The following is a 20,266-nucleotide window of genomic DNA, read 5'->3' on the forward strand; positions in this document are numbered from 1 at the left end:
GAGACCCGCCTCAGGCGGACAGGGCGAGGACCCACCGCTCGGCGGTCTCCAGCCGGTAGGGCCCCCGGCCTCCCGGCGCCCGGACCACCTGGTCCTCCTCCCGGATCACCAGGCGCCCACCGAGCCGGTCCACGAGCACGGTCCCCGCCGCGTCCACGGCCATGAGATCATCCGCGTCGTGCCCGTCCACGCCGCCGAGGCGCACGAGGGCGGGAGCCTCGAGCAGGACGGGGCGGGCCTCGCCGTCGTGGATGCGGCGAGCGCTTGCGGTCACCGTGGTCCGGCCCGCGGCCATTGCCTCGAGGAGGGCCTCCGGACTGCACTCCTCGGCCGCGACCCACGTCGTGGGCATCCCCGGGCGCAGGGGAGTCGAGCGGTTGTGGAAGTCCCCGCCGCCTAGGACCACGACACTCCTGCCCAGCATCGCCGCCCAGGCCAGGACCGAGGTGTCCGTGAGGTTCCGGTACCAGGTGCCGTGGAAGAGCTCCGCCCCGGGCGGCATGCGCTCCAGGGGGTGCAGCCACGAGCAGTCGTCTGAGACGGGGTGGTTGATCGACATGAGGCCGCCGCGCCGCTCGACCTCCTCCACCCACGTCCGGGCGTCGTCGCGGAAGTCGATGACGCCGATCTCGCCCCAGGCGTTGGCGTGCCCGCGGTGGGTGGTGATCTCCTGCCCCGGCACCAGGGTGATGCCGTGGCGGCGCGAGACGGAGGCGAGATGGGGGTGGTGGCTGGTGGTGTTGTGGTCGGTGCAGCCCAGGTAGTCCAGCCCGGACCTGACGCCCTCGTTCGCCAGCTCCCACAGCGACAGGTCCCCGTCGGAGTGGAGGCTGTGGTTGTGGAGGTCCCCCGCGTACCAGGTCAGGCCCCCGGGGGCGGGCAGGCCCCGGTCGGAGCCCCGCAGGAGGCGCGGGGCGGGGGCCTCCCGCGGGCCGTGGTCCGGGTGCCCCGGGGCGGGGGAGACCACCGTGACGGTGACGTCCACGCCCTGCGCGGGCACCTGGTGCAGCCCCAGCAGCACCGCCCAGATCCCCTCCTCCAGGCCCGGGCGGTAGCCGGGAGTGGCGTCGTCGCGCTCGACCACGTAGGAGGTCCTCGCCCCTCCGGACCAGCCGCGCAGGCCGTCGGGGCCCAGCAGGCCCAGGTCGATCACGGCGCCCTCGCCGGCCGCGCCCGGCTTCGCGACATCCATGGTCACGCCGATGGACTCGGCGCCGGCCGGCACCTCGAAGGGGAGACGGGGGTAGCGGTCCTCGGCCTGGTCGACCAGACCCAGGTGGGCGGTCATGCGCCGCAGAACTGTCATTGGTCCTCCTTGCCCGTCGGAGCGTCTTTCGGAATGTTGTTCGGGGCCGTCGCCTTCCCCGGGGTGCGCAGGGTGAGGATCGACGACGCCGGGACGGGCAGGTCCCACGGGTCGATCCTCTTCTGGAGGACCGCTCCCGTCAGGTCCGTCCTGTCCCATTCTCCCGCCATCCGGGCCCGCAGCGGCTCGGCGTGGTGGTGGTAGTTGACGAAACGGGCCTCCAGGGCGCCGTCGTCGAGGCGTCGCAGGGACTCCAGCGCGACGCGCCCGAGGGTGGCCACCACGGGCCCGACGGCCTCCGCTGCCTCCTCCCCGTCGCGTGCGGCACCGTGCGCGACGACGGGCTCGAAGCGGAAGATGTCGGAGTGCCGGACGATCTTGGAGTCGTCCCACGCCGGGCACGACAGGTCGACGGCGAGGTCGGTCTCGACCCTCGTTCCCAGGTACTGGGCGCCCGGCACGGGGCACTCGGACCCGGCGGGCTCCTCGCGCAGCGGGTGCACGTTGACGCTCATCAGGTCGACGGCGCGCAGCAGCGTCAGGGCGATCTCGTCGGGCCGCCCCGCGCCGTCCGACTCCGTGGGGCCCGGGCCCGGGGGAGTGACGACCTCGTACTCCATGAGCCGGCGGGTGTGGACCGCGACCCCGCCGGCGTGGACGAAGCGCGTGGCGGGGAAGGTCGGCAGGGGGTACTCCCCCCACCCGCCCTCGCCGGTGCGCCCGCGCCGGGTCGCGCCGTACTGTCCCGCGGACACCGAGCCGTCGAGATCCCGTGCGAGGGTGGGCACATGGAGCCTGAGCCGGTGGTTGCCGACCTCGTTGACCAGGGACGCGCGCACGCGCACGAACCGTTCGCCCTCCCGGACCTCCAGTCGCAGGTCGACCACCTGGTCGCGCAGGGCCCCGGAGCGGGCCGAGCGAGTGGCGTCCAGCCCCTCCGGCAGGCGGTAGGTGCGCCGGACGAGGACGCGCGCCCGCAGGGGCCCCGGCTCATCGACCACCACCCGCGTTCTCACCGGCGCGGCGACCGCCCCGGAGCCGACGGGCCCGAAGTTGTAGGAGTCCCCCCGGTCGCCCTCGTCGACGACGGCCAGGGCCCGGCTGATGGCCCGGCCGCTGGGGACGTCCTCGATGCGCACCAGGCCGTCGTCGTCGACGTCGATGCGCACCAGGCCGTTGGACACGCTCCGCCCGCGCACGCGGACCGGATGGTCGACGGCGGCGCCGTCCCCGCCCAGCACCGTTGCCGCGGTGCCCTCCGCCCGGCCGGCGACCAGCACCCTGCACGATGGGGCGACCAGGGTCCGGACGTGCCAGGGCCGCTGCGGATCGGCGTCGGCCAGCCGGCGGTCGAGCTCCCCGGTGAAGTCGTCGAGGTCGAAGTCCTCGTCGCTGACCCGGCCGACCTCGAAGACGAGCTCGGCGGCCCCGGGGAAGGACCACCCGCGGATGCGCCTGCCGAAGAGCTCTTGGCCGTGGATCCTGCGCAGGACCCGGCGCACGGCCGAGGCCGGCATCCACTCGTCCCCGATGACGGTGGGAAGCTCCTCGAGGAGCTGGGCGCCTCCGGGCAGGGCGTTGGGCGCGCCGTCGAGCACAATCTCGCCCTGGACGCGGCGCGCCCACCCCGACTGGTTGAAGGCCACGAGTTCCCCCTGCCGGGCCGTTGCCGTCAGGCGCGGCAGGGCGATGTCGATGGCGCCCCCGGCCGTGTGGGCGGCGACGTGCAGGCGCGTCTCGACCTCCTCCGCTGTCGCATCGACGCCGCAGCCGGTCACCGAGTCGTGCGCCGAGGACTCCACGACCAGCCTCCAGCCCCGTTCGAGCAGGGCCCGTCGGGAGGGGCCCCCGACGACGGCGTCGAGGCGCTCAGCGGCGGTCAGGGCGCGCTCGGCGCCCGCCATCGCCGCCTTGATATTCGTCCGGATGGACAGGACCCCCGGCAGGATGTTGCCCAGCGCGTGGGAGCGCATCTCGCCGACGACCAGGGGGAGCGCCTCCAGGCTCGCCCGGTCGTGCGCGCGCGAGGCCACGACCTCGCCCAGCGTGGCCACCGTCAGCCGCGCCCCGGGGCGGCGGGCGTTGTGGGCGCGAACGAGGTCGACCAGGTCCTCCCGAGGACTCATGTGGTCCGTCCCGTACATGCCTGCGGGCGGGCGCCCGCGCAGCCGCCCGGCGTTGGCCTCCAGGTAGTCCGAGACGAGCCGGTCGAGCTTCCCCGGAGGATCCAGGAGCTTCAGGGCGGACCCGTAGCCGTCCCACAGGTACTCCACCCGGACCTCGGAGCCGTCCAGGGCTCGCCAGCGGAAGGCGTCGCGGTCCACCCCGGCCGGCGCGCCGCGCCACAGTGCGGCATCGGCCAGGCCGAAGCCCCGCAGCACCTGCGGCATCTGGGCGGCGTGGCCGAACATGTCCGGCAGGTAGCCGACCCGCATCTCCGTCCCCACGGCGCGGCAGGAGCGGATGCCCAGCTCGAGGTTGCGCACCGTGGTCTCCCCGTCGCAGCAGAACTCGTCCAGGAGGATGAGGAAGGGGCCGATACCCAGCTGTCCGCGGGCGACCGCCGCGCGCAGCCGCTCGGCGTTCTCCGGGCGGATGGCGAGATAGTCCTCGAACGCGGCCGCCTGCCCGTCCAGGGTGAAGCGGTAGTCCCCCTCGCGCTCCAGGAGGTCCAGCAGGCCGTCGATCATCCTCACCAGCCTGGCGCGGAAGATGTCGTGGGGCTCGTACCACTCCCGGTCCCAGTGGGTGTGGGGGATGATCCACATGGCGGTGGGGGCGTCGGCTGCACCGGCGCTGCTGTCTCCCGTTGCTTCCGTCGCCCTCACCGGCGCCCTCCCGCAATGAGCTCGCCGCCATCGGACCCGAACACCAGGGTCTTGGCCTTCGGGAACGTGAACCAGCACCGCTGGCCCCGCTCGGGCAGCGGGTCCTCGCCGACGACGGCCTGCAGACGGCCCTCCCCGGAGCGCATGGTGAGCAGGTTCTGGGCCCCGAGGTTCTCCACCGTCTGCACCCGGCCGCCCACGGCGTGCGCGACGGCGTCGGCGGACCACTCGACGTACTCGGGTCGCACGCCCCAGGTCACTCTCATCCCATCGGGTAGCTCGCGCCTCGTGTTCTCGGGCAGGGGGATCCGCGCCTCCATGGACTCGATCGCCCCTTCACGGACGACGCCGCTGTTGAGGTTCATGGGGTGCGACCCGATGAAGGAGGCGACGAACTCGTTGGCGGGCCGGTGGAAGACCTCCTGGGGAGTGCCGACCTGCTGGATCCTGCCGTCCCGCATGACGGCGATGCGGTCGGCCAGGGCGAGGGCCTCCGCCTGATCGTGGGTGACGAAGACCGAGGTGACGCCGAGGTCGCGCTGCAGCTCCTTGAGGAAGGTGCGCGCCTCCAGGCGCAGCCGGGCATCCAGGTTGGACAGGGGCTCGTCGAGAAGGAGCACGTCGGGCCCGGTGGCGATCGCCCGGGCGAGGGCGACGCGCTGCTGCTGCCCGCCGGAGAGCTGGCCCGGCTTGCGCTCCAGCAGCTCGGCCAGGGAGAGCTTGCCCGCCGTGTCGGCGGCGGTCCGCCGGCGCTCGGCCTTGGCGACCCTGCGCACGCGCAGCGGGTAGGCGATATTGTCCAACACATTCATGTGGGGGAAGAGGGCGTAGTCCTGGAACACCATGGCCACACCCCGCCGCCCGGGCTCGGCGCCGGTCATATCGACCCCGCCGATATGAAGGGTCCCCTCGGTGATGCTCTCCAGGCCGGCGATGGACCTCAGGAGCGTCGTCTTGCCGCAGCCCGAGGGGCCCAGCAGCGCGAAGAACTCGCCCTCGGCGATGGACAGGTCCACCCCGTCGACTCCGCGCACCCCGTTGGGGTACTGCTTCACGAGGCCCTCCATGACGATCGTGGCGGTCATGACTTGATACCTCCATAGAAGCGGAAGCCGAACTTCCTGTTGACGACGAAGTAGATGACGAGGACGGGCAGGGCGAAGATGAGGGCGAACACCGAGATCAGCCTGAGATCTGCCTGCCCGGACTCGGTGTAGAAGGTGTACATGAGGACCGCCGCGGGCTGACCGGCCGGGTCGCGCAGCAGCAGGTAGGGGACGAGGAAGTTGCCCCAGACCTGGACGACCGCCCAGATCGCCACGAAGGCGATCCCGGGACGGGCCACGGGGATGACGACGTCGGCGAGGATCCTGCCCGGCCCCGCCCCGTACAGGCGGGCGGACTCCTCGTAGGACCTGGGGACCGAGTCCATGAAGTCCTTGAGGATGAACACCACCGTGGGCAGCAGGCCTCCGGCCAGCACCAGGATCACCCCGGTATGGGTGTTGATCAGGCCGATGAGGTTCATCAGCTGGAAGGTGGGCACCATGGCCGCGGTCCCCGTGACGATCGAGGACAGCAGGAGCATGGCGTACAGGAGCGCGTCGCGCCCGGGGACGCGCACGCGGGAGAGCGCGTAGGAGGCGAGTGTGCCCAGCGCGATGACGACCGCCATCGTGCCCAGGGCGATGATCAGGGAGTTGACGATCGACCCGAGGGCGTAGGGGTTGTCCATCAGGCGGTGGAAGCTCGACAGCGTCCAGCGCGGCCACTTCACCGACATGGTCGGGCTCGCGTCGAAGGGGGCGACCAGCAGCCACGCCAGGGGAAGAGCGAAGACGACCCCGATCACGGCGACCGCGACGGCGAAGACGATCCGCCCGGCGGTCCTGCGCAGCGCGCCCACCAGCGTGCCCGCAGGGCCGCGGCGGGGTGCGGATGAGCTCATCGTCGGCTCCTTCCGACCCTCATGCAGGCCAGGGCGATGACCAGGTTGATGACGAGCATGAGCACGGACAGCGCCGCCCCGCGGCCCAGCTGTCCGCCGGGAATCGCCGTCTTGTAGATGTACACCGACATGATCTCCGTGCGGTGCCCCGGCCCGCCGGCGGTGAGCAGGTAGGGGGTGAACGTGTTGAAGGTCCACAACGTGATCATCAGGGTGTTGGTCAGGATGTGGCCCCTGATCGTGGGCAGGACGACGTCGCGCAGCTGCTGTAAGCCGGAGGCCCCGGCCATGCGCGCGCTCTCCAGCTGAGAGGGCGGCACCGCGGACAGGGCCGAGGAGAACAGCTGCATGGAGAAGGCGGTGCCGCACCAGATGTTGAAGACGATGATGACCGCCAGCGGGTGCTCGATGAGCCATGCCTTGCCCGGAAGGTGGAGCAGCGCGTTGAGCGTTCCCCCGCGCCGGTCGAGCAGGGCGATCCACAGGAAGGAGACGACCGAACCGGGAATCACCCATGCCGAGAGCACCACCGACTCCAGGAGGGTGCGCGCCCACCCGGTGATGCGCCGGGTCGACCACGCCAGGGCGAAGCCCATGACGGACTGCCCGACGACTCCCGACAGGGCCACGAACAGCACCGTCAGGCGCAGGGAGCTCCAGAAGGCGGGGTCGCGCAGGGTCGCCAGGTAGTTGTCGACCCCCACGAAGTCGGTGCTGGAGGCGGCCAGGCCGGTCAGCCTGTAGCTGGTCAGCCCCAGGTAGATCGTCCACACCGCCGGGAAGAGGAGGAACAGCGCGATGACGGTCAGAGCCGGGGCCACGAAGAGCAGCGCCCGCACGCTGCCCAGGCCGGCGACGTCCTCGGCGCGGCTGCGGGCCCGCCTCGGCGCGCCCGGAGCCGCGGTCGCTGTGGAGGCCACCGCGGATCAGCTCCCGCTCTTGACCGCGTCGGAGCCGACAATCCCCTGCAGGCCCGACACATAGGTCTTCACGGCGTCATCGACCGCGGTGCCCATGACGACGTCGAGGGTCGCCTGCTGCAGGAGGGAGGACACCTCCGGGTACTCGGCCAGGCCGGGCCGGTAGGACGTGATGGGCAGGACCTGCTCGGACACGAAGGAGAGCATCGGGTCGGAGGCGAGCAGCTCCGCATTGACGTCGTTTCGCGGCGAGATCGACAGGGTGCCGGCCGCGCGGGCCTCGAAGGCCTCGGCGGAGCTCATGAAGGCGAGCAGCTCCCATGCGAGCCCCGGGTTCGACGAGCCCGGGTTGAGCACCCTGGCGGTGCCGCCGGACATGGAGACGAAGTCCTGCCCGTTGACGCCCGCGCCGGGCTTGACGGCGGGGATCTTCGCGTATCCGACCGCGGTGTCCCGGTCCGTCATCGGGGCGGTTCCCACACCCTCGGCCGGGTTGATCACCGAGCGCCAGAAGTAGTCGCCCTCGAAGAGCATGGCGATGCGTCCGGCCGCGAACTCCTGGAAGGAGGTGTCCCGCCCGGACGCCTCCTGCTGGAGGACCGGGTCCCCGAGCGCCTCGTCGACGTAGATCGTCTTGTAGAGGTCGAGAACCTTCCTCATGCCCTGGGTGTCACCGGCCCAGGCGCCGTCGGACCACAGGGGCTGTCCGGTGCCCATGAGCATGGGCAGGAAGCCCTGCATGGTGGAGGCCTCGGTCATGGCGGTGCCCGCGTTGAGCTGCACGGGGACGACGCCGTCGGCCTTGTCCTTGATGGCGCGGGCCGCGCTGAGGATGTCCTCCCACGACGTCGGCTGCCACGCGGCGGGGAGCCCGGCCCTGGAGAAGATGCTCTTGTTGTAGTAGATCACCCGTCCGTCCGCGCCCTGCGGCACGCCGAAGCGCCTGCCGTCGAAGGAGGCGGCCTTCTGGATGGTCTCGGGGATCTGCGCCCACCCGTCCCAGGAGGACGCCGCCTCCCCGGCGACGTCGTCGAGGGGCTTGATGTACCCGGCCTGGGCGAACTCCCCGATCCAGATGCCGTCCAGGGCGACGATGTCGGCCCCCTTGCCCGACTGGAAGTCGAGAGCGGCTTTCGTCTTGTAGTCCTTGTCGTCGACGCCCTGGGCCTCGAAGACGACGTCGACGTCCTTCCCGGCGCTCTGCTGGGCCTCCTTGAAACCCGGGATGACCCACTCCTCGATCCACGTGGCCTCCGCTGCGTTCTTCCCGCCGGCGATGGCGTTGGTCATAATGGTCAGCGTCTCGGAGCCCGGGCCGGACTGCTTCTTCGAGCCGCACGCCCCCAGCAGGAGCGATGCCGACGCCATTGCCGCGCCCGTGAGCGCGGTGCGCCGTGTCATCGGTGTCATCGGTGTCATCGCTGTCATCGCTGTCATTGTCGTTACCTCCGTAGTGTTGTTGGTCCAGCCGCGGTCCGCCCGCGGCCTGCGAGCGGGCCCGGGCGGGGCGGGTCGTGAACGGGGCCTCAGCTCCAGGCGGCCTCGGAGTCGGGGTCGGGTATGACTCCCGCGCTGGTCGCGCACGCCTTCCACAGCCGCTGGGCGGCCGCCAGGTCGGCGCGGGAGGCGGGCAGCACGGATCCGGCGCGCCCCTCGCCGCGGGCGAGCGCGACCATCTCGTACAGCTCGCGCTCGAACGCCTCCTCCTGGGGCCAGACGGACTGGCTGGTGGCGCTCCCCAGAGGTGAGGCCGCTGAGCGGATCCGCAGGGTTGTGGGGGCGTTGAGCAGGTACGGGGTCGCGAACTCGATCTCGATGGTCCCCTTGTCGTGGTGGACGACGACGCGCTCGCGGTACTCGGGGTAGCCCGCGATGAAGTGCCACCCGAGGTGCCAGGGAACCGCCCTTCCGCAGGGCCCGTCCTCGGTCGTCGAGGGGCGGATCATCCCCTGCGCGACAATGCTCCCGGGGAAGGAGCCCCCTGCGTGCACCGCGGTGAGGACCTCCTCGATGGGGAGTCCGAGCACGCGCGTCAGGGCGATGTCGTGGATGACCGAGCCGAGGATGACGTTCGTGTACAGGCGGCGCATGGTGTCGTCGGAGGCGATGCCGCCGATAGCGTCTCGCACGGCCTCGTCCGTGCGCGCGGCGAGCGCCGCGGTCACCGCAGGCGCCACGTCCTCGTCCGGCGGGTCGAGGCGCGCGAAGCGGAGCTGGCTGGCGTCGGTGGGGTGGAGGACCTCGACGCGGAGGTGGCGGGGACGCACCCCGTCGATGAGGTGGCGGGCCCGGGCCGTCGCGGGGTCGTACTCCTTCATGTACCCGACGCGAATCCACTCGTCGGGATCGGCCCCCAGGCGGGCGAGGCCGGTCTCGAGCCTGTCGAGCTCGGAGTGCGACAGCGCCAGCGGCTTCTCCACCAGAACGCGCACCCCGGCGCCGACCAGGGCCAGGGCGTCATCGACGTGGCTGCCGCTGGTGGCGAGGATCGCGATATCGATGTGGACGCGTCCCTCCTCGATGGCCCCGACCAGGGCCCCGACGTCGCCGAAGCGGTTCTGGGCGGGCACCCCGTTGAGCTCGGCGTGGCGCGCCAGGCGGGCGGGGGAGAGCTCGACGAGGGCCTCGATGGCGACGAGCCGGTGGTTGCGGCGCAGGACGGGCAGGTGCACGGCCTGGGAGATGCAGCCCAGGCCGACCAGCGCGGCGCGTATCGGGGTGGTGCTCACGGGATCCACCTGCGCAGGATGTCGCGGTTGCGCACCTGGTCGGACACGGCTCGCTCGACGTCCCGCCGGTCGAGGAGGACCACGTCCTGCTCGACGACGAGGTACCCGTCGTAGCCGCCTGCGAGGATGCGCTCCATCAGCCCGGCCACGTCGAGGTCGCCGTCTCCCAGGGCCGTGAACGCGCGCCTCTCCCACACCTGGCGCAGGGCGTCCGGCCGTCCCGCGACCCGGGGGAGGACGGCGGTGTCAACGTCCTTGAGGTGGATGTGGTTGATGCGGGCGCGCCACCGGTCGAAGTCGGCCAGAGCATCGCCTCCGGCGAGGAGGAGGTGACCGGAGTCGAAGGTGAGGTCCACCGACGTGTCGTTCAGCAGCCTGTCGATCTCGGCGGGAGTCTCCACGTAGGTCGCCGCGTGGTGGTGGAACGTCGGCGTCAGTCCGAGGCCCCGCGCGAGCGCGCACACGCGCTCGACGCGCTTGACGAGGGCCGCCCACATCCGCGCGTCGGCCTCCAGCGCCGGGCCTCCGCCGGGCCGGGCGCGGCGAAGGGCGTCCCCGGCGTCGGCCAGCGTCGGCCTGGGAGCCGGTCCGTCCTGGGTGCGCGCGACGAGGGCGAGATCCTCCAGCACGGGCAGCGCCAGGGCGAGTGCGGACTCGAACTCGGCGTCGCTCCCGGCGAACGGGAGATCGATCCATCCCCCGCACAGCAGCAGGTCGCGGGCGGCGAGCGCCTCGACCAGGTCGCCTCCCGTGCCGAGCAGGCCGCGGGGCCCCAGGTCGATGCCGTCGTAGCCGGCGGCGCCGACGGCGTCGAGCAGCTCGCCGCCTGTTGGAGGAGGGACGAGGTCCGGCCTGGCGAGGTCGAAGACCCCGTACGACACGGGGGCGTTGGCAACAGTGATCATGACTCTCCCACGGGCGCGAGGGGCGGCACGTCGTCGTGACGCCGTCACGGATTAGTCTGAAGTATGGATTAATTCGTGTCAAGGCTCCTCCCAGGCCGTTACCAGCCGTGGCTCCCTCCGGCGCGAAGCCGGATCCGCGCCCGCGCTCAGTGGTCGGTCGAGTTCGGCGCGCGCGGTACGTAGAGGTTGTCGTGCACGACCGATGCGGCGCCGATGGCGCCGACATGGTCGCCCATCGCCGTGGAGAGCACCGATACAGGATGCGGTCCTCGGGCGGAGGGGCGCCTCACCGCGCGCTTGACGGCGGGGGCGTACCACGGCTCGAGCAGGTGCCAGTACGGACCGCCGAACACCACCGTGTCGGCGTCGAGAAGCTCGGTGGCCATCATGACCAGCTCGGCTATCCGCTCCGCCGCCGTTGTCAGGAGCCGGTCCGCGCGGTCCGCCCCCTGGGCGGCCATGGCGCACAGGCCGGCGAAACGGCGCTCAATGGCCACGAAGTCCGACCGTGCCGGGAGGGGCTCGGGCTGAAGTCCCAGACCGTGGGCGCGCGCGACGAGGACGGCGGGGTCGTTGGCCATGCCCGGGGGCTCTCCGGGCGCGTTCGAGCCGAGGGCCGTCATCATGGTGCCGACCTCGCCGCTGTTGCCCGAGAACCCGCGCACGGCCTCGCCGTTGACGGACAGCCCGAGCCCGGTTCCGGTCCCGATGTAGACGAACACCATGGTCGACTCCAGCGACTCGCCGCCCCGGACCCAGTTCTCCCCGATGACGGCCGCCAGCGTGTCCTTGACCACCGGCACGGGCATCCTCCCCAGGCGCTCTCCCAGGACCTCGCCCAGGGGCACCTTGGCCCAGCCCGGCAGCCATACGGCGCTGCCAGGGGCTCCGGTCGAGGGGTCCACCGGTCCCGGCAGCGCGAGACAGGTGCCCGCCAGCTGCTGGTCGTCGATGGAGCTCTCTTGGATGAGCCGCTGCACCATTGCGGCGACATTCGCCATTGCCGAGCGCGGGTCGTCGGAGTCGACGTCGGTGGAGGAGGCGGATGCCGCCACCTCGCCGTTGAGGTCCAGCGCGACGGCCGTGATCAGGGAGGGGTCGATGTGCACCCCGACGGCGATGCGCGCCGAGCCGACGATGTTGAGGATCGTGTGCGGGCGCCCCGGCCCGCTGATCCTGGTCCCCACCTCCGTCAACAGCCCCTGCCTGACCAGGCCGCGAACGATCGTGGACACCGCCTGCACCGACAGCCCCGTCGAGGCGGCGACGTCCCGCTGGCTGGAGGCGCCCAGGCGGCGGAAAGCGTGGATGACGACGTTCTCGTTGTACTTGCCCAGGTCGACCAGACTGGTGCCCGTCCTCATTGAACCGCCCTTCCGTGGAGCTCGTGCCATCCGGCACACGCTTACCATAGGAGCGCCCCGCTGCGACCGAAAAGCCGCTTCCTTCCGTGTCAAAAGCCGGCGAGATGACAGAACGCCGCATAAAATGAGCCTTGCGCCGCCACTGTGCGGTCATGTTCCGCCGGCCCAGCGGCTCCGGACGCCCTGGCGCGGGGCCGGCGCATGATCATCGGGGCAACCGCTGCCCCGGAGCGGAGGGAGACCGCCCATGATCTGGTTCCACCTACTCGTCGTCCTGCTATTCATTGTCGTCGGCGCCAGGCTCGGCGGCATCGGCATCGGTCTGGCCGGTGCGGCCGGCATCCTGGTCCTCGCCGCGACCGGCGTGCAGATCTCGACCGACGGCGTCCCCTGGGAGGTCATCGGGATCATTATGTCGGTGATCTGCACCGTGGCCGCCCTCCAGGTGGTTGGCGCCATGGACCACCTCGTCCACCTCACCGAGCTCCTGCTGCGCAGGCACCCCCGGCAGGTCGTCTTCCTGGCGCCCTTCGTCACCTTCCTCATGTCCGTCATGTGCGGCACCGGCCACACCGCCTACTCGGTCATCCCCGTCATCGTCGATGTGGCCAAGGAGCACGGGATCCGCCCCTCCCGCCCGCTGTCCATCGCGGTCGTCGCCTCGCAGGTGGGCGTTGCGGCCTCGCCCATCTCGGCGGCCATGGTCGCCCTCGTCGTCGCCCTGGCGCCCCTGGACGTCGGCTACCTGGCCTGCCTCGCCGTCGTCCTGCCCACCACCTTCATCGGCCTGGCGGTCGGCGCCGTCGTCGCCGCGCGCCAGGGATCGGAGCTCGAGGACGACCCGGTCTACCAGGAGCGCAGGGCGAAGGGGCTCCTCAAGACGAGCGCGGCGGGCTCCGACGACTACAGGGCGGCGCCCGGCGCAGTGTCCGGCCTGATCATCTTCCTCGTCTCCCTCGTCCTGGTCGTCGCCTATGCGACGGTGACCTCCAAGGAGCTCGGCATCGTCGACAACCCGCCAATGGACTCGACGGCGGCCATTATGACGATCATGCTGGTCACCGCCATCGTGATCTGCCTCGTGGCCAAGAAGCACACCGCCGCGATCGCGACCCAGGACACCTTCCGCGCCGGTATGACCGCCGCCATCTGCATTATGGGCCTGGCCTGGCTCGGCAACACCTTCGTCAACCACTACACGGACACCATCTCCAACGCGCTGTCGGCGCCCCTGCAGTCCCAGCCGTGGCTGGCCGCGGTGTTCTTCTACTTCACGGCTCCGCTCATGTTCTCCCACGCGGCGACGACGACGGCCTTCATGCCGCTCATGGTGAGCCTCGGCCTGCCCGCAGTGGCGCTGCTGGCGAGCTACCCCGCCGTCGCCAACTACTACCTGCTGCCGAACTACCCGACGACGGTCGCGGCCATGGAGATGGACGACACCGGCTCCACGCGCGTGGGCAGGAACGTCTTCGCCCACCCCTTCGTCCTGCCGGGAACGGTCTCGATCGTCGTCTGCGTCGTACTCGGATTCCTCCTGGCGCAGCTGGTGGTCTGAGAGTCTCCCGCGCGGTGCGCCCGGTCCGCGCCGCGCTCCTCCCCGGCCCTCAGCCCCACACTCCCGACGAGCCGCGGCGGTGGGAGCCGAGCAGGTGGGTGTCGACGATCCCGATGGCCTCCATGAGCGCGAAGCAGGTCGTCGGCCCCACGAAGCGGAAGCCCCGCCGCTTGAGCTCCCCCGCCAGGGCGGCCGACTCGGTCGACCGCATGGGGATGTCGGCCACCCGGCGCGGCTCGGGGGTGCGCTCCGGCCGGTAGGACCACACCAGGCCGGCCAGCCCGCCGACGGCGGTGTCCTCGCGCAGCGCGACGGTGGCGCGCGCGTTGGTCAGCGTCGCCAGGATCTTGGCGCGGTTGCGCACGATGGAGGAGTCGGCCATGAGCCGGGCGACGTCATCGTCGTCGAAGGCGGCGACGGCGTCCGGGCTGAAGCCGGCGAAGGCCTCCCGGAAGGCGGGCCGCCTGCGCAGGATCGTGGCCCACGACAGCCCGGACTGGAAGGCCTCCAGGCTCACGCGCTCGAAGACGCCGCGCTCGTCGCGCACCGGCATGCCCCACTCGGTGTCGTAGTACTCCCGCAGGAGCGGGTCCGAGGCCGCCCAGGCGGGCCGGGCGAGTCCGTCCGCGCCCACGACCAGGTCGGCGGACGCCTGCTTCCGCTCGGCGGGCGCGACCCCAGGGCCGACAGGGCCACCGGGGGAGCGGAGCGTCCTGGGCGAGTCGGCCATGGGTCCAGTGTCTCACCGCACCCGGCGCCGCGCGGCGAGCCGGATCTGGAAGGATCGGGTCATGACCCCTCCCGCTCCGACCCCGCTCAGCGCTCTTCCCGATCCCGTGGACCTCAGGCTGGTGGTCACCGACATGGATGGCTCCCTGCTCGACGGCGAGGGCCGTCTCCCGCCCCGCTTCGACGCCGTCCTGGCGCGCATGCGCGAGCGCGGCGTCGTCCTCGTGCCGGCCTCGGGCCGCCAGCTCGACAACCTCAGGGCGACCTTCGGCGCCGCGATCGCCGACAGCCCGGTGATCGCGGAGAACGGCACGGTCGTCGTCCAGGGCGCCGCCGAGATCCACTGCGAGACGGTCACCCGCGCCCAGGCCGCCGCCGCGGTGCGCACGACACGTGCGCTGGGCGAGCAGGGGCTCGACGTCGGGGTCGTGGTCGCCACCAGGAACCGTGCCTACGTCGACCGCATTGACGAGCGCTTCGTCCGCCAGTGCGCTCTCTACTACACGGCCCTCGACCCGGTTCGGGATCTCCTGGATCTTCCCCTGGGCAATGTCATCAAGATCGCCGTCTACACCTTCGGCGACGCCGAGTCCGAGTGCCGGGGCCCCCTGGCAGCCGCCGTGCCCGAGGTGCAGGCCGTGGTCTCAGGCGCGCACTGGGTCGACATGATGGCCCGCTCGGCCTCCAAGGGCCGGGCGCTCGTCGCCGTGCAGGAGCGCCTGGGCGTCGCTCCGGCCCAGACCGCGGTCTTCGGGGACTACCTCAATGACGCCGAGCTGTACGACCACGCCGACCTGTCCTTCGCGATGGCCAACGCCCACCCGGGCATTATCTCCCGCGCCCGCTACATCGCCCCGGCGAACACCGAGGACGGGGTGCTGCGCACAATCGAGGCCCTTCTGGACCGCCTGCCGTGACGCTGAGGCCCGGCCGCCTCTCCGGTGGCCGCGCCCTCAGCGGTCGCCGTCGAGAATGTGCTCGATGTCGATCTCGCTCGGCGCGGCGCGCAGGGCGTCGAGCCGGCGGCGCTCCTTCTTCGTGGGGCGGCCCGCCCCCCGGTCGCGGATAATGGCGGCCGGCACGTCCATGGGGGAGGGGCGCGGTGCGGAGACATCGGTGTAGGCGGCGCGCGCGATCGGCGCCCCGACGCGCTTGAGCAGGATGCGCTCGACAATGAGGTGCCGGTCGAAGCCGTCGACCCGGTAGCGGACCTCGTCGCCGACTCTCACGTGCTGGGCGGGCTTGGCCGTCTCCCCGTTGACGCGCACGTGCCCGGCGCGGCAGGCCGCCGTCGCCGCCGAGCGCGTCTTGACCTGGCGCACGCTCCACAGCCACACGTCGATCCTCGCCGAGGCGGGCCCGCTGCCGCCGGCCCCGGTCGTGCCGGGCGGCCGTGCGCCTCGTGACTGCCTGGTGCTCATGGCCCGATCCTACCGGCGGCGAGAGCGCCGTCTGCGGCGCCTCCCGGCTCGCCGGCCGGCCCCCAGGACGTGCTTGGAGCGCGCCATGAGGCCGGCTCCGACCAGAGCGGTCCCGATGATCGCCGCCAGCCGGTACGCGGGGGTCGACCTGAGAACCTCGACGGTGCTCTGCGCGGTGCCGGCCGCGCGCTCCAGGGCCGAGGGAGCCCCGTCGCCCCCCGCCGCGCAGTCCGTCAGCGTCGTGCGCAGCGCATCGACATCGGCCTGGGGGAGCCCGAGGTCGTAGGCGGCCGCCACGGAGACGAACCGGGCGGCGTAGGTGCACCTGTAGGAGTCGTTCGGGGGCCACCATCCCCGACCGGACGCGGTCTCCCACGAGCCGGTCTCGGTCGAGCCCGTCGGGCAGGTCGCCGGGCCGCAGGCGGACTTGGCCTGGTTCGCCTTTCCGTCGACGGCCAGCAGGTTGAGGGGGTCGTTGGCCACCAGGAGGCGCGTGCGCTGGTCCCACGCCCAGGCGCCGTGCGCGTAGAGATAGTTCAGGGGCACCACGTGGTCGATCTGGACAGCCTCGGAGGTGCCCTGCCCGCGCTGGAACTCGATGGTGGACCCCGTGTAGGGGTCGTGGAGCGTGCCGGACCACACCGTGGCGTCGGGGCACACGGCCGCCCCCTGCCCGACCCCCTGGTCGCGGCCCTGGATGCCCTTGGCGCGCGAGTAGTCCACATCGGTGAGGTCCCGGGACAGGATCTCGTTGCGTGTGTCGCAGCCGTCGCCGTCGACGTCCTCCCAGGCCTGTCCGAACCAGCCGGTGCGCGACCCTCCCTCGCCCCAGGAGACGGCTGCCGGCGCATCGGCCGGAAGCGAGTCCAGGGCCGTCAGCGCGTCGGCGGCGCTGAGAGCCTGGTCCCCGCGGTCGTCCCACTGCCCGGGCGCGGTGGGGCCCGCGGCGACCAGCGCCGCCGAGAGAGCGACGGCTGCGGCGCGCAGCGCATTCGGTACAGCGAGCATGTCAGCGGTTGACGGGGACGGCCGGGTCGGGCGGCTGGGGGCGCATGCGCCAAGGGTACGCGGCCCGCGCCCGCTGAGCCCGTCCACACGGGCCGGGCCGCGCGCGGCGCCGGACCGGCCCGTCAACCGTCGCGCTCAACCGCCCAGAGCGCCAGCGGCGGCGTCGTCGAGGTACCAGGTCGTGACCAGGCCGCGGGCGCACGACGCCGGGGCGGCCGCCGCATCGGGGGCCCCCAGACCGGCGCGGGCCGCCCCCGCCTTCCCCTTGCCGCCGGCGACCAGCATCAGGCACCGGGAGCGGTGCAGGACGTCGAAGGTCAGCGAGACCCGCTCGGGCGGGGGCTTGGGGGAGGAGCGCACCGCGACGACGTCGGTCCCGGTGGTCCGTGCGGCCGGGTGCCCGGGGAAGAGGGAGCAGACGTGCGCGTCCGGCCCGACCCCCAGGTGCACGACGTCGAAGCGCCCCTGCGCGGGGCCGGCCGCGGCCAGGTCCGCGGCCAGGCGTCCGGCGGCGTCCTCGACGTCGGCGGCCCTCTCGGGGCCGCACAGGCGGTGGACGTTGGTCTCGGGCACGCCCGCCTCCACCAGTCCTGCGGCCAGCAGGTCGTTGCGGTCGGCGTGCCCGGCGGGCACGAAGCGCTCGTCGCCGAACCACAGGTGAATGCTCTCCAGGCCCCGTGAGGGGACGATCCCGGCGGCGGTGAGAGCCGCGGGCAGGGCGCGCGCCAGGGCGGTCCCGGCCGAGCCGCCGGTCAGGGCGAGGTGGCCGGCGCCGCGCGCGGCCGCCGCCTCGGCGAGAAGGCCCGCGGTCCGCCCGGCGGCCAGGGCGCAGGCCTCGTCGAAGGACGGGCGGCGCACAATACTCGCCGCGGGCAGGCCGGCGGCCCTCTGCTCGATCGTGCCGGCGGTGCTCACCGACGGCCCCCTCCGGGCTCGTGGCAGCACTCGGCGGCGAAGGAGGCCAGGACCTCTCCGAAGACGAGGTCGGGGGTGAGCCGGCGCAGCTCCTCGTTCATGGTGGTGATCGGCTCGCGGCGGGGCATGGTGACGAGCTGCGGGGCGCCGCCCCCGGGGCGGGTGATGGTGGCGCGCTCCTGGTCCGTGCGGGCGATCACGATCTCGCCCGCCGGCGTGGTCACGGTGATCGAGGCGATGCCGCTGAAGCCGGGGACGTCGACCTGCTCCACCCCCACCCCGGTGCGCAGCCCCAGCCACTGGATCATGAGGGCGATGGAGGCGTTCTCCGGCTCTCCGGCGACGACCATGCCGCGCACGGTCCCCTCGCGCAGCACCGGGTCAAGAGTCGAGGCGACCATGGCCCGCCACAGGGTGGTCCGGGTCCAGGCCAGGTCGATGTCGCCCGGGGTGAAGGACGGTGCGAGCGCCTTGAGCGCCGTCACCGGGTCGTCGAGCGCCGGGGTGTTGGTGATGCGGGTGGAGGCCAGCTGTCCCAGGGGGCTCGTCGACGGGCAGACGGGCGGAGTCGTCGGCCACCAGGTCACCACCGGGACGTCGGACAGCAGGAAGGGGACGACGAGGGTGTCGGTGTGCTTGGCGGCCTCCCCCCAGGGCCGCAGGACCAGGGTCTCGCCGGCACCGGCGTCGTGCCCCACCCGGATCTCGGCGTCGAGGTGGCCGGGCAGGTCGGAGGGGACGTGCCCGTCGCGCGACCGGGGCCCGGTGGCCGCGTCGTCCTCGGGGTCGGGGCGGACCACCGCGACAATGCGGCACGGGTGGTCCAGGCTCGCGCCGTGCGCTGCGGCCAGGGCGTCCTCCAGCCCGGCGGCGTCGGTGTCGATCATGAGGGTCAGCACGTGGGAGCCGCCGGAGGCGCCCCCCTCCGCCAGGAGGGCGGAGACAATGCGGTCGGTGGTCGTGGCGGTGAGGGTGGTGATCATGAGCGCCTCCAGGTACGGCCGTCGCGGGCAAGGAGCTGGTGGGCCGACGCCGGTCCCCACGAGCCCGGCCGGTATCCGTCGGGCTCGCCTGCGGCGGCCCACCGATCGATGACCGGATCCAGGATCCGCCAGGACAGGTCCACCTCCCGCTGGTGGGGGAACAGCGGGGCGTCGCCGAGGAGGGCGTCGAGAATCAGCCGTTCGTAGGCCTCGGGGGACTCCTCGTTGAAAGTGCCGCCGTAGCCGAAGTCCATGGACACGTCCCGCAGCTCCATGTGGGAGCCGGGGACCTTGGAGGCCAGGCGCATGGTGACGCCCTCGTCGGGCTGGATCCGCAGGACGATCGTGTTGGCGCCCACCCCGGCGGTGGCGGCGCCGTCGAAGGGCAGGAAGGGCGGCCGCTCGAAGACGACGGCGACCTCGGTCACGCGGCGGGCGAGGCGCTTGCCGGTGCGCAGGTAGAAGGGCACACCCGCCCAGCGGCGGTTGGCGATCTCCAGGCGGATGGCCGCGAAGGTCTCGGTGCGCGAGCCGGGGGCGACGCCGTCCTCCTCGAGGTACCCCCTGACGGGGACGCCGCCCTGGAACCCGGCGTCGTAGCGCCCACGGGCGGTCGTGGCGTCCAGGTCCAGCTCGCCGCGGCGCTCCAGGCGCACAGAGGCCAGAACCTTCTCCTTCTCCGCGCGCACGGCCGCAGCGGTCATGGAGGTCGGCTCCTCCATGGCCGTCAGCGCCAGCAGCTGGAGAAGGTGGTTCTGGATGACGTCGCGGGCCGAGCCGATGGTGTCGTAGTAGCCAGCGCGCGTGCCGATGCCGATGTCCTCGGCCATGGTGATCTGGACGTGGTCGACGTAGCGATGGTTCCACAGCGGCTCGAGCATGGTGTTGGCGAAGCGCAGCGCCAGGATGTTCTGGACGGTCTCCTTGCCCAGGTAGTGGTCGACGCGGAAGACGTCGTCGGGCCGCACGATCCGGCCCACGAGGGCGTCGAGCTCGGCCGCGCTGGCCCGGTTGTGGCCGAAGGGCTTCTCGATGACCACGCGCCGCCAGGAGCCCGGCGACTCGTCCACGAGGCCGGAGGCGGCGATGCGCTGGGTGACCGCCGGGAACCAGCCCGGCGGGATCGACAGGTAGAAGGCGCGGTTGCCGTTGGTGCCGTGCGTCGCGTCGAGATCCGCGACGACAGCGGTCAGGCGGGAGTAGGCGCCGTCGTCCTCGAAGGAGGAGAACTCCACGAAGCGCATGCCGGCGGCCAGCTGGTCCCAGATGGCCTGGTGCCAGGGGGTGCGCGCACCTGCGCGCGCCGCCTGCGCGACGTAGGCCCGCAGGTCATCGTCGCTCCAGGATCGCCGGCCCACGCCGACCAGGGAGAAGCTCGGCGAGAGCAGGCCGCGGTTGGCCAGGTCGTAGATGGCCGGAAGCAGCTTGTGGCGCGCCAGATCGCCGGTGATGCCGAACATGACGAGCACGCACGGGTCGGCGATCCGGGGCATGCGCAGATCGCGGGAGTCCAGCAGGGGGTTGAGACCGGTGGCCGGTGCGTTGCGGCCGGGTGTCGGGGCGGGGGAGTCGTCCACGAGTGCCTTCCTGTGGTGGTGTGTGTCCCGGACAGGATACGAGTTCCACCTTAGACGTCGAGCACCCGGGCGGGA

17 protein-coding genes are annotated in these 20,266 nt (G+C 72.4%); 2 read left to right on the forward strand and 15 right to left on the reverse strand.

Features of this window, described 5'->3' with window-relative positions:
• Positions 1–10: 10 nt before the first annotated feature.
• The 9 genes from O145_RS02695 to O145_RS02735 all read right to left on the reverse strand — a co-directional run bounded on the left by O145_RS02695 (position 11) and on the right by O145_RS02735 (position 12,000).
• Positions 11–1,306, reverse strand: a complete 1,296-nt coding sequence (locus O145_RS02695; RefSeq protein WP_052374577.1) for a CehA/McbA family metallohydrolase — start codon at positions 1,304–1,306, stop codon at positions 11–13.
• Positions 1,303–4,134: a glycoside hydrolase family 38 N-terminal domain-containing protein gene (locus O145_RS02700; RefSeq protein WP_156966571.1), complete on the reverse strand. Its 2,832-nt coding sequence runs from the start codon at positions 4,132–4,134 to the stop codon at positions 1,303–1,305. Before O145_RS02700 ends, O145_RS02695 begins: the two co-directional genes overlap by 4 nt.
• Positions 4,131–5,219: an ABC transporter ATP-binding protein gene (locus O145_RS02705; protein ID WP_043559434.1), complete on the reverse strand. Its 1,089-nt coding sequence runs from the start codon at positions 5,217–5,219 to the stop codon at positions 4,131–4,133. Before O145_RS02705 ends, O145_RS02700 begins: the two co-directional genes overlap by 4 nt.
• On the reverse strand, positions 5,216–6,082 hold the full coding sequence (locus tag O145_RS02710; RefSeq protein WP_084682325.1) for a carbohydrate ABC transporter permease: 867 nt from the start codon (positions 6,080–6,082) through the stop codon (positions 5,216–5,218). Before O145_RS02710 ends, O145_RS02705 begins: the two co-directional genes overlap by 4 nt.
• Positions 6,079–7,002: a carbohydrate ABC transporter permease gene (locus O145_RS02715; RefSeq protein ID WP_043559437.1), complete on the reverse strand. Its 924-nt coding sequence runs from the start codon at positions 7,000–7,002 to the stop codon at positions 6,079–6,081. The genes O145_RS02710 and O145_RS02715 overlap by 4 nt, the downstream gene beginning before the upstream one ends.
• Before the next feature lie 6 nt (positions 7,003–7,008).
• The gene (locus tag O145_RS02720) at positions 7,009–8,430 is read right to left on the reverse strand and encodes an extracellular solute-binding protein (RefSeq protein WP_458859317.1); all 1,422 of its coding nucleotides are present in this window, start codon (positions 8,428–8,430) and stop codon (positions 7,009–7,011) included.
• Between the two features lie 98 nt (positions 8,431–8,528).
• On the reverse strand, positions 8,529–9,731 hold the full coding sequence (locus O145_RS02725; RefSeq protein WP_043559443.1) for a Gfo/Idh/MocA family protein: 1,203 nt from the start codon (positions 9,729–9,731) through the stop codon (positions 8,529–8,531).
• Entirely contained in the window at positions 9,728–10,636 is a 909-nt protein-coding gene (locus O145_RS02730) for a TIM barrel protein (protein ID WP_043559447.1), read from the reverse strand. Before O145_RS02730 ends, O145_RS02725 begins: the two co-directional genes overlap by 4 nt.
• 146 nt (positions 10,637–10,782) lie before the next feature.
• The gene (locus O145_RS02735; protein WP_043559451.1) at positions 10,783–12,000 is read right to left on the reverse strand and encodes an ROK family transcriptional regulator; all 1,218 of its coding nucleotides are present in this window, start codon (positions 11,998–12,000) and stop codon (positions 10,783–10,785) included.
• Between the two features lie 247 nt (positions 12,001–12,247).
• Here O145_RS02735 and O145_RS02740 point away from each other — a divergent pair, with 247 nt between their 5' ends.
• A complete protein-coding gene (locus O145_RS02740) occupies positions 12,248–13,558 on the forward strand; it encodes an anaerobic C4-dicarboxylate transporter family protein (RefSeq protein ID WP_043559454.1) in 1,311 nt (436 codons plus the stop codon).
• Positions 13,559–13,607: 49 nt separating this feature from the next.
• Here the strand turns inward: O145_RS02740 and O145_RS02745 are convergent, their stop codons facing one another.
• On the reverse strand, positions 13,608–14,288 hold the full coding sequence (locus O145_RS02745) for a DNA-3-methyladenine glycosylase I (protein ID WP_084682328.1): 681 nt from the start codon (positions 14,286–14,288) through the stop codon (positions 13,608–13,610).
• Positions 14,289–14,349: 61 nt separating this feature from the next.
• Between O145_RS02745 and O145_RS02750 the strand changes: the two genes are divergently transcribed.
• Positions 14,350–15,204 (forward strand): Cof-type HAD-IIB family hydrolase, encoded by an 855-nt coding sequence (locus tag O145_RS02750; protein WP_043559457.1) that lies wholly within the window; start codon positions 14,350–14,352, stop codon positions 15,202–15,204.
• Between the two features lie 36 nt (positions 15,205–15,240).
• On the opposite strand, the gene O145_RS02755 is transcribed toward O145_RS02750, so the two are convergent.
• The 5 genes from O145_RS02755 to zwf form a co-directional block, all read right to left on the reverse strand.
• Positions 15,241–15,708 carry an RNA-binding S4 domain-containing protein gene (locus O145_RS02755; RefSeq protein WP_043559459.1) on the reverse strand — a complete coding sequence of 156 codons (468 nt, stop codon included), beginning with the start codon at positions 15,706–15,708 and terminating at the stop codon, positions 15,241–15,243.
• 9 nt (positions 15,709–15,717) lie between these two features.
• Positions 15,718–16,716, reverse strand: a complete 999-nt coding sequence (locus tag O145_RS02760; protein WP_084682329.1) for an HNH endonuclease family protein — start codon at positions 16,714–16,716, stop codon at positions 15,718–15,720.
• Positions 16,717–16,851: 135 nt separating this feature from the next.
• Complete coding sequence (pgl, locus tag O145_RS02765) at positions 16,852–17,631, reverse strand: 6-phosphogluconolactonase (protein ID WP_043559463.1); 780 nt, start codon at positions 17,629–17,631, stop codon at positions 16,852–16,854.
• The gene (locus tag O145_RS02770; protein WP_043559466.1) at positions 17,628–18,614 is read right to left on the reverse strand and encodes a glucose-6-phosphate dehydrogenase assembly protein OpcA; all 987 of its coding nucleotides are present in this window, start codon (positions 18,612–18,614) and stop codon (positions 17,628–17,630) included. The genes pgl and O145_RS02770 overlap by 4 nt, the downstream gene beginning before the upstream one ends.
• The gene (gene zwf / locus O145_RS02775) at positions 18,611–20,107 is read right to left on the reverse strand and encodes a glucose-6-phosphate dehydrogenase (RefSeq protein ID WP_229118317.1); all 1,497 of its coding nucleotides are present in this window, start codon (positions 20,105–20,107) and stop codon (positions 18,611–18,613) included. Before zwf ends, O145_RS02770 begins: the two co-directional genes overlap by 4 nt.
• Positions 20,108–20,266: the final 159 nt, after the last annotated feature.

Origin of the sequence: Actinomyces israelii DSM 43320, from assembly GCF_000711965.1 — a bacterium.
GTDB lineage: Bacteria > Actinomycetota > Actinomycetes > Actinomycetales > Actinomycetaceae > Actinomyces > Actinomyces israelii.

What these genes read in the sequence shown, in the direction of transcription:
- O145_RS02755 (WP_043559459.1), bottom strand. Translation starts at nt 15,708, where the DNA reads ATGAGCACCAGGCAGTCACGAGGCGCACGGCCGCCCGGCACGACCGGG.
- O145_RS02730 (WP_043559447.1), bottom strand. Translation starts at nt 10,636, where the DNA reads ATGATCACTGTTGCCAACGCCCCCGTGTCGTACGGGGTCTTCGACCTC.
- O145_RS02735 (WP_043559451.1), bottom strand. Translation starts at nt 12,000, where the DNA reads ATGAGGACGGGCACCAGTCTGGTCGACCTGGGCAAGTACAACGAGAAC.
- O145_RS02740 (WP_043559454.1), top strand. Translation starts at nt 12,248, where the DNA reads ATGATCTGGTTCCACCTACTCGTCGTCCTGCTATTCATTGTCGTCGGC.
- O145_RS02720 (WP_458859317.1), bottom strand. Translation starts at nt 8,430, where the DNA reads ATGACAGCGATGACACCGATGACACCGATGACACGGCGCACCGCGCTC.
- O145_RS02705 (WP_043559434.1), bottom strand. Translation starts at nt 5,219, where the DNA reads ATGACCGCCACGATCGTCATGGAGGGCCTCGTGAAGCAGTACCCCAAC.
- O145_RS02695 (WP_052374577.1), bottom strand. Translation starts at nt 1,306, where the DNA reads ATGACAGTTCTGCGGCGCATGACCGCCCACCTGGGTCTGGTCGACCAG.
- O145_RS02750 (WP_043559457.1), top strand. Translation starts at nt 14,350, where the DNA reads ATGACCCCTCCCGCTCCGACCCCGCTCAGCGCTCTTCCCGATCCCGTG.
- O145_RS02770 (WP_043559466.1), bottom strand. Translation starts at nt 18,614, where the DNA reads ATGATCACCACCCTCACCGCCACGACCACCGACCGCATTGTCTCCGCC.
- O145_RS02745 (WP_084682328.1), bottom strand. Translation starts at nt 14,288, where the DNA reads ATGGCCGACTCGCCCAGGACGCTCCGCTCCCCCGGTGGCCCTGTCGGC.
- O145_RS02710 (WP_084682325.1), bottom strand. Translation starts at nt 6,082, where the DNA reads ATGAGCTCATCCGCACCCCGCCGCGGCCCTGCGGGCACGCTGGTGGGC.
- zwf (WP_229118317.1), bottom strand. Translation starts at nt 20,107, where the DNA reads ATGCCCCGGATCGCCGACCCGTGCGTGCTCGTCATGTTCGGCATCACC.
- O145_RS02760 (WP_084682329.1), bottom strand. Translation starts at nt 16,716, where the DNA reads ATGCTCGCTGTACCGAATGCGCTGCGCGCCGCAGCCGTCGCTCTCTCG.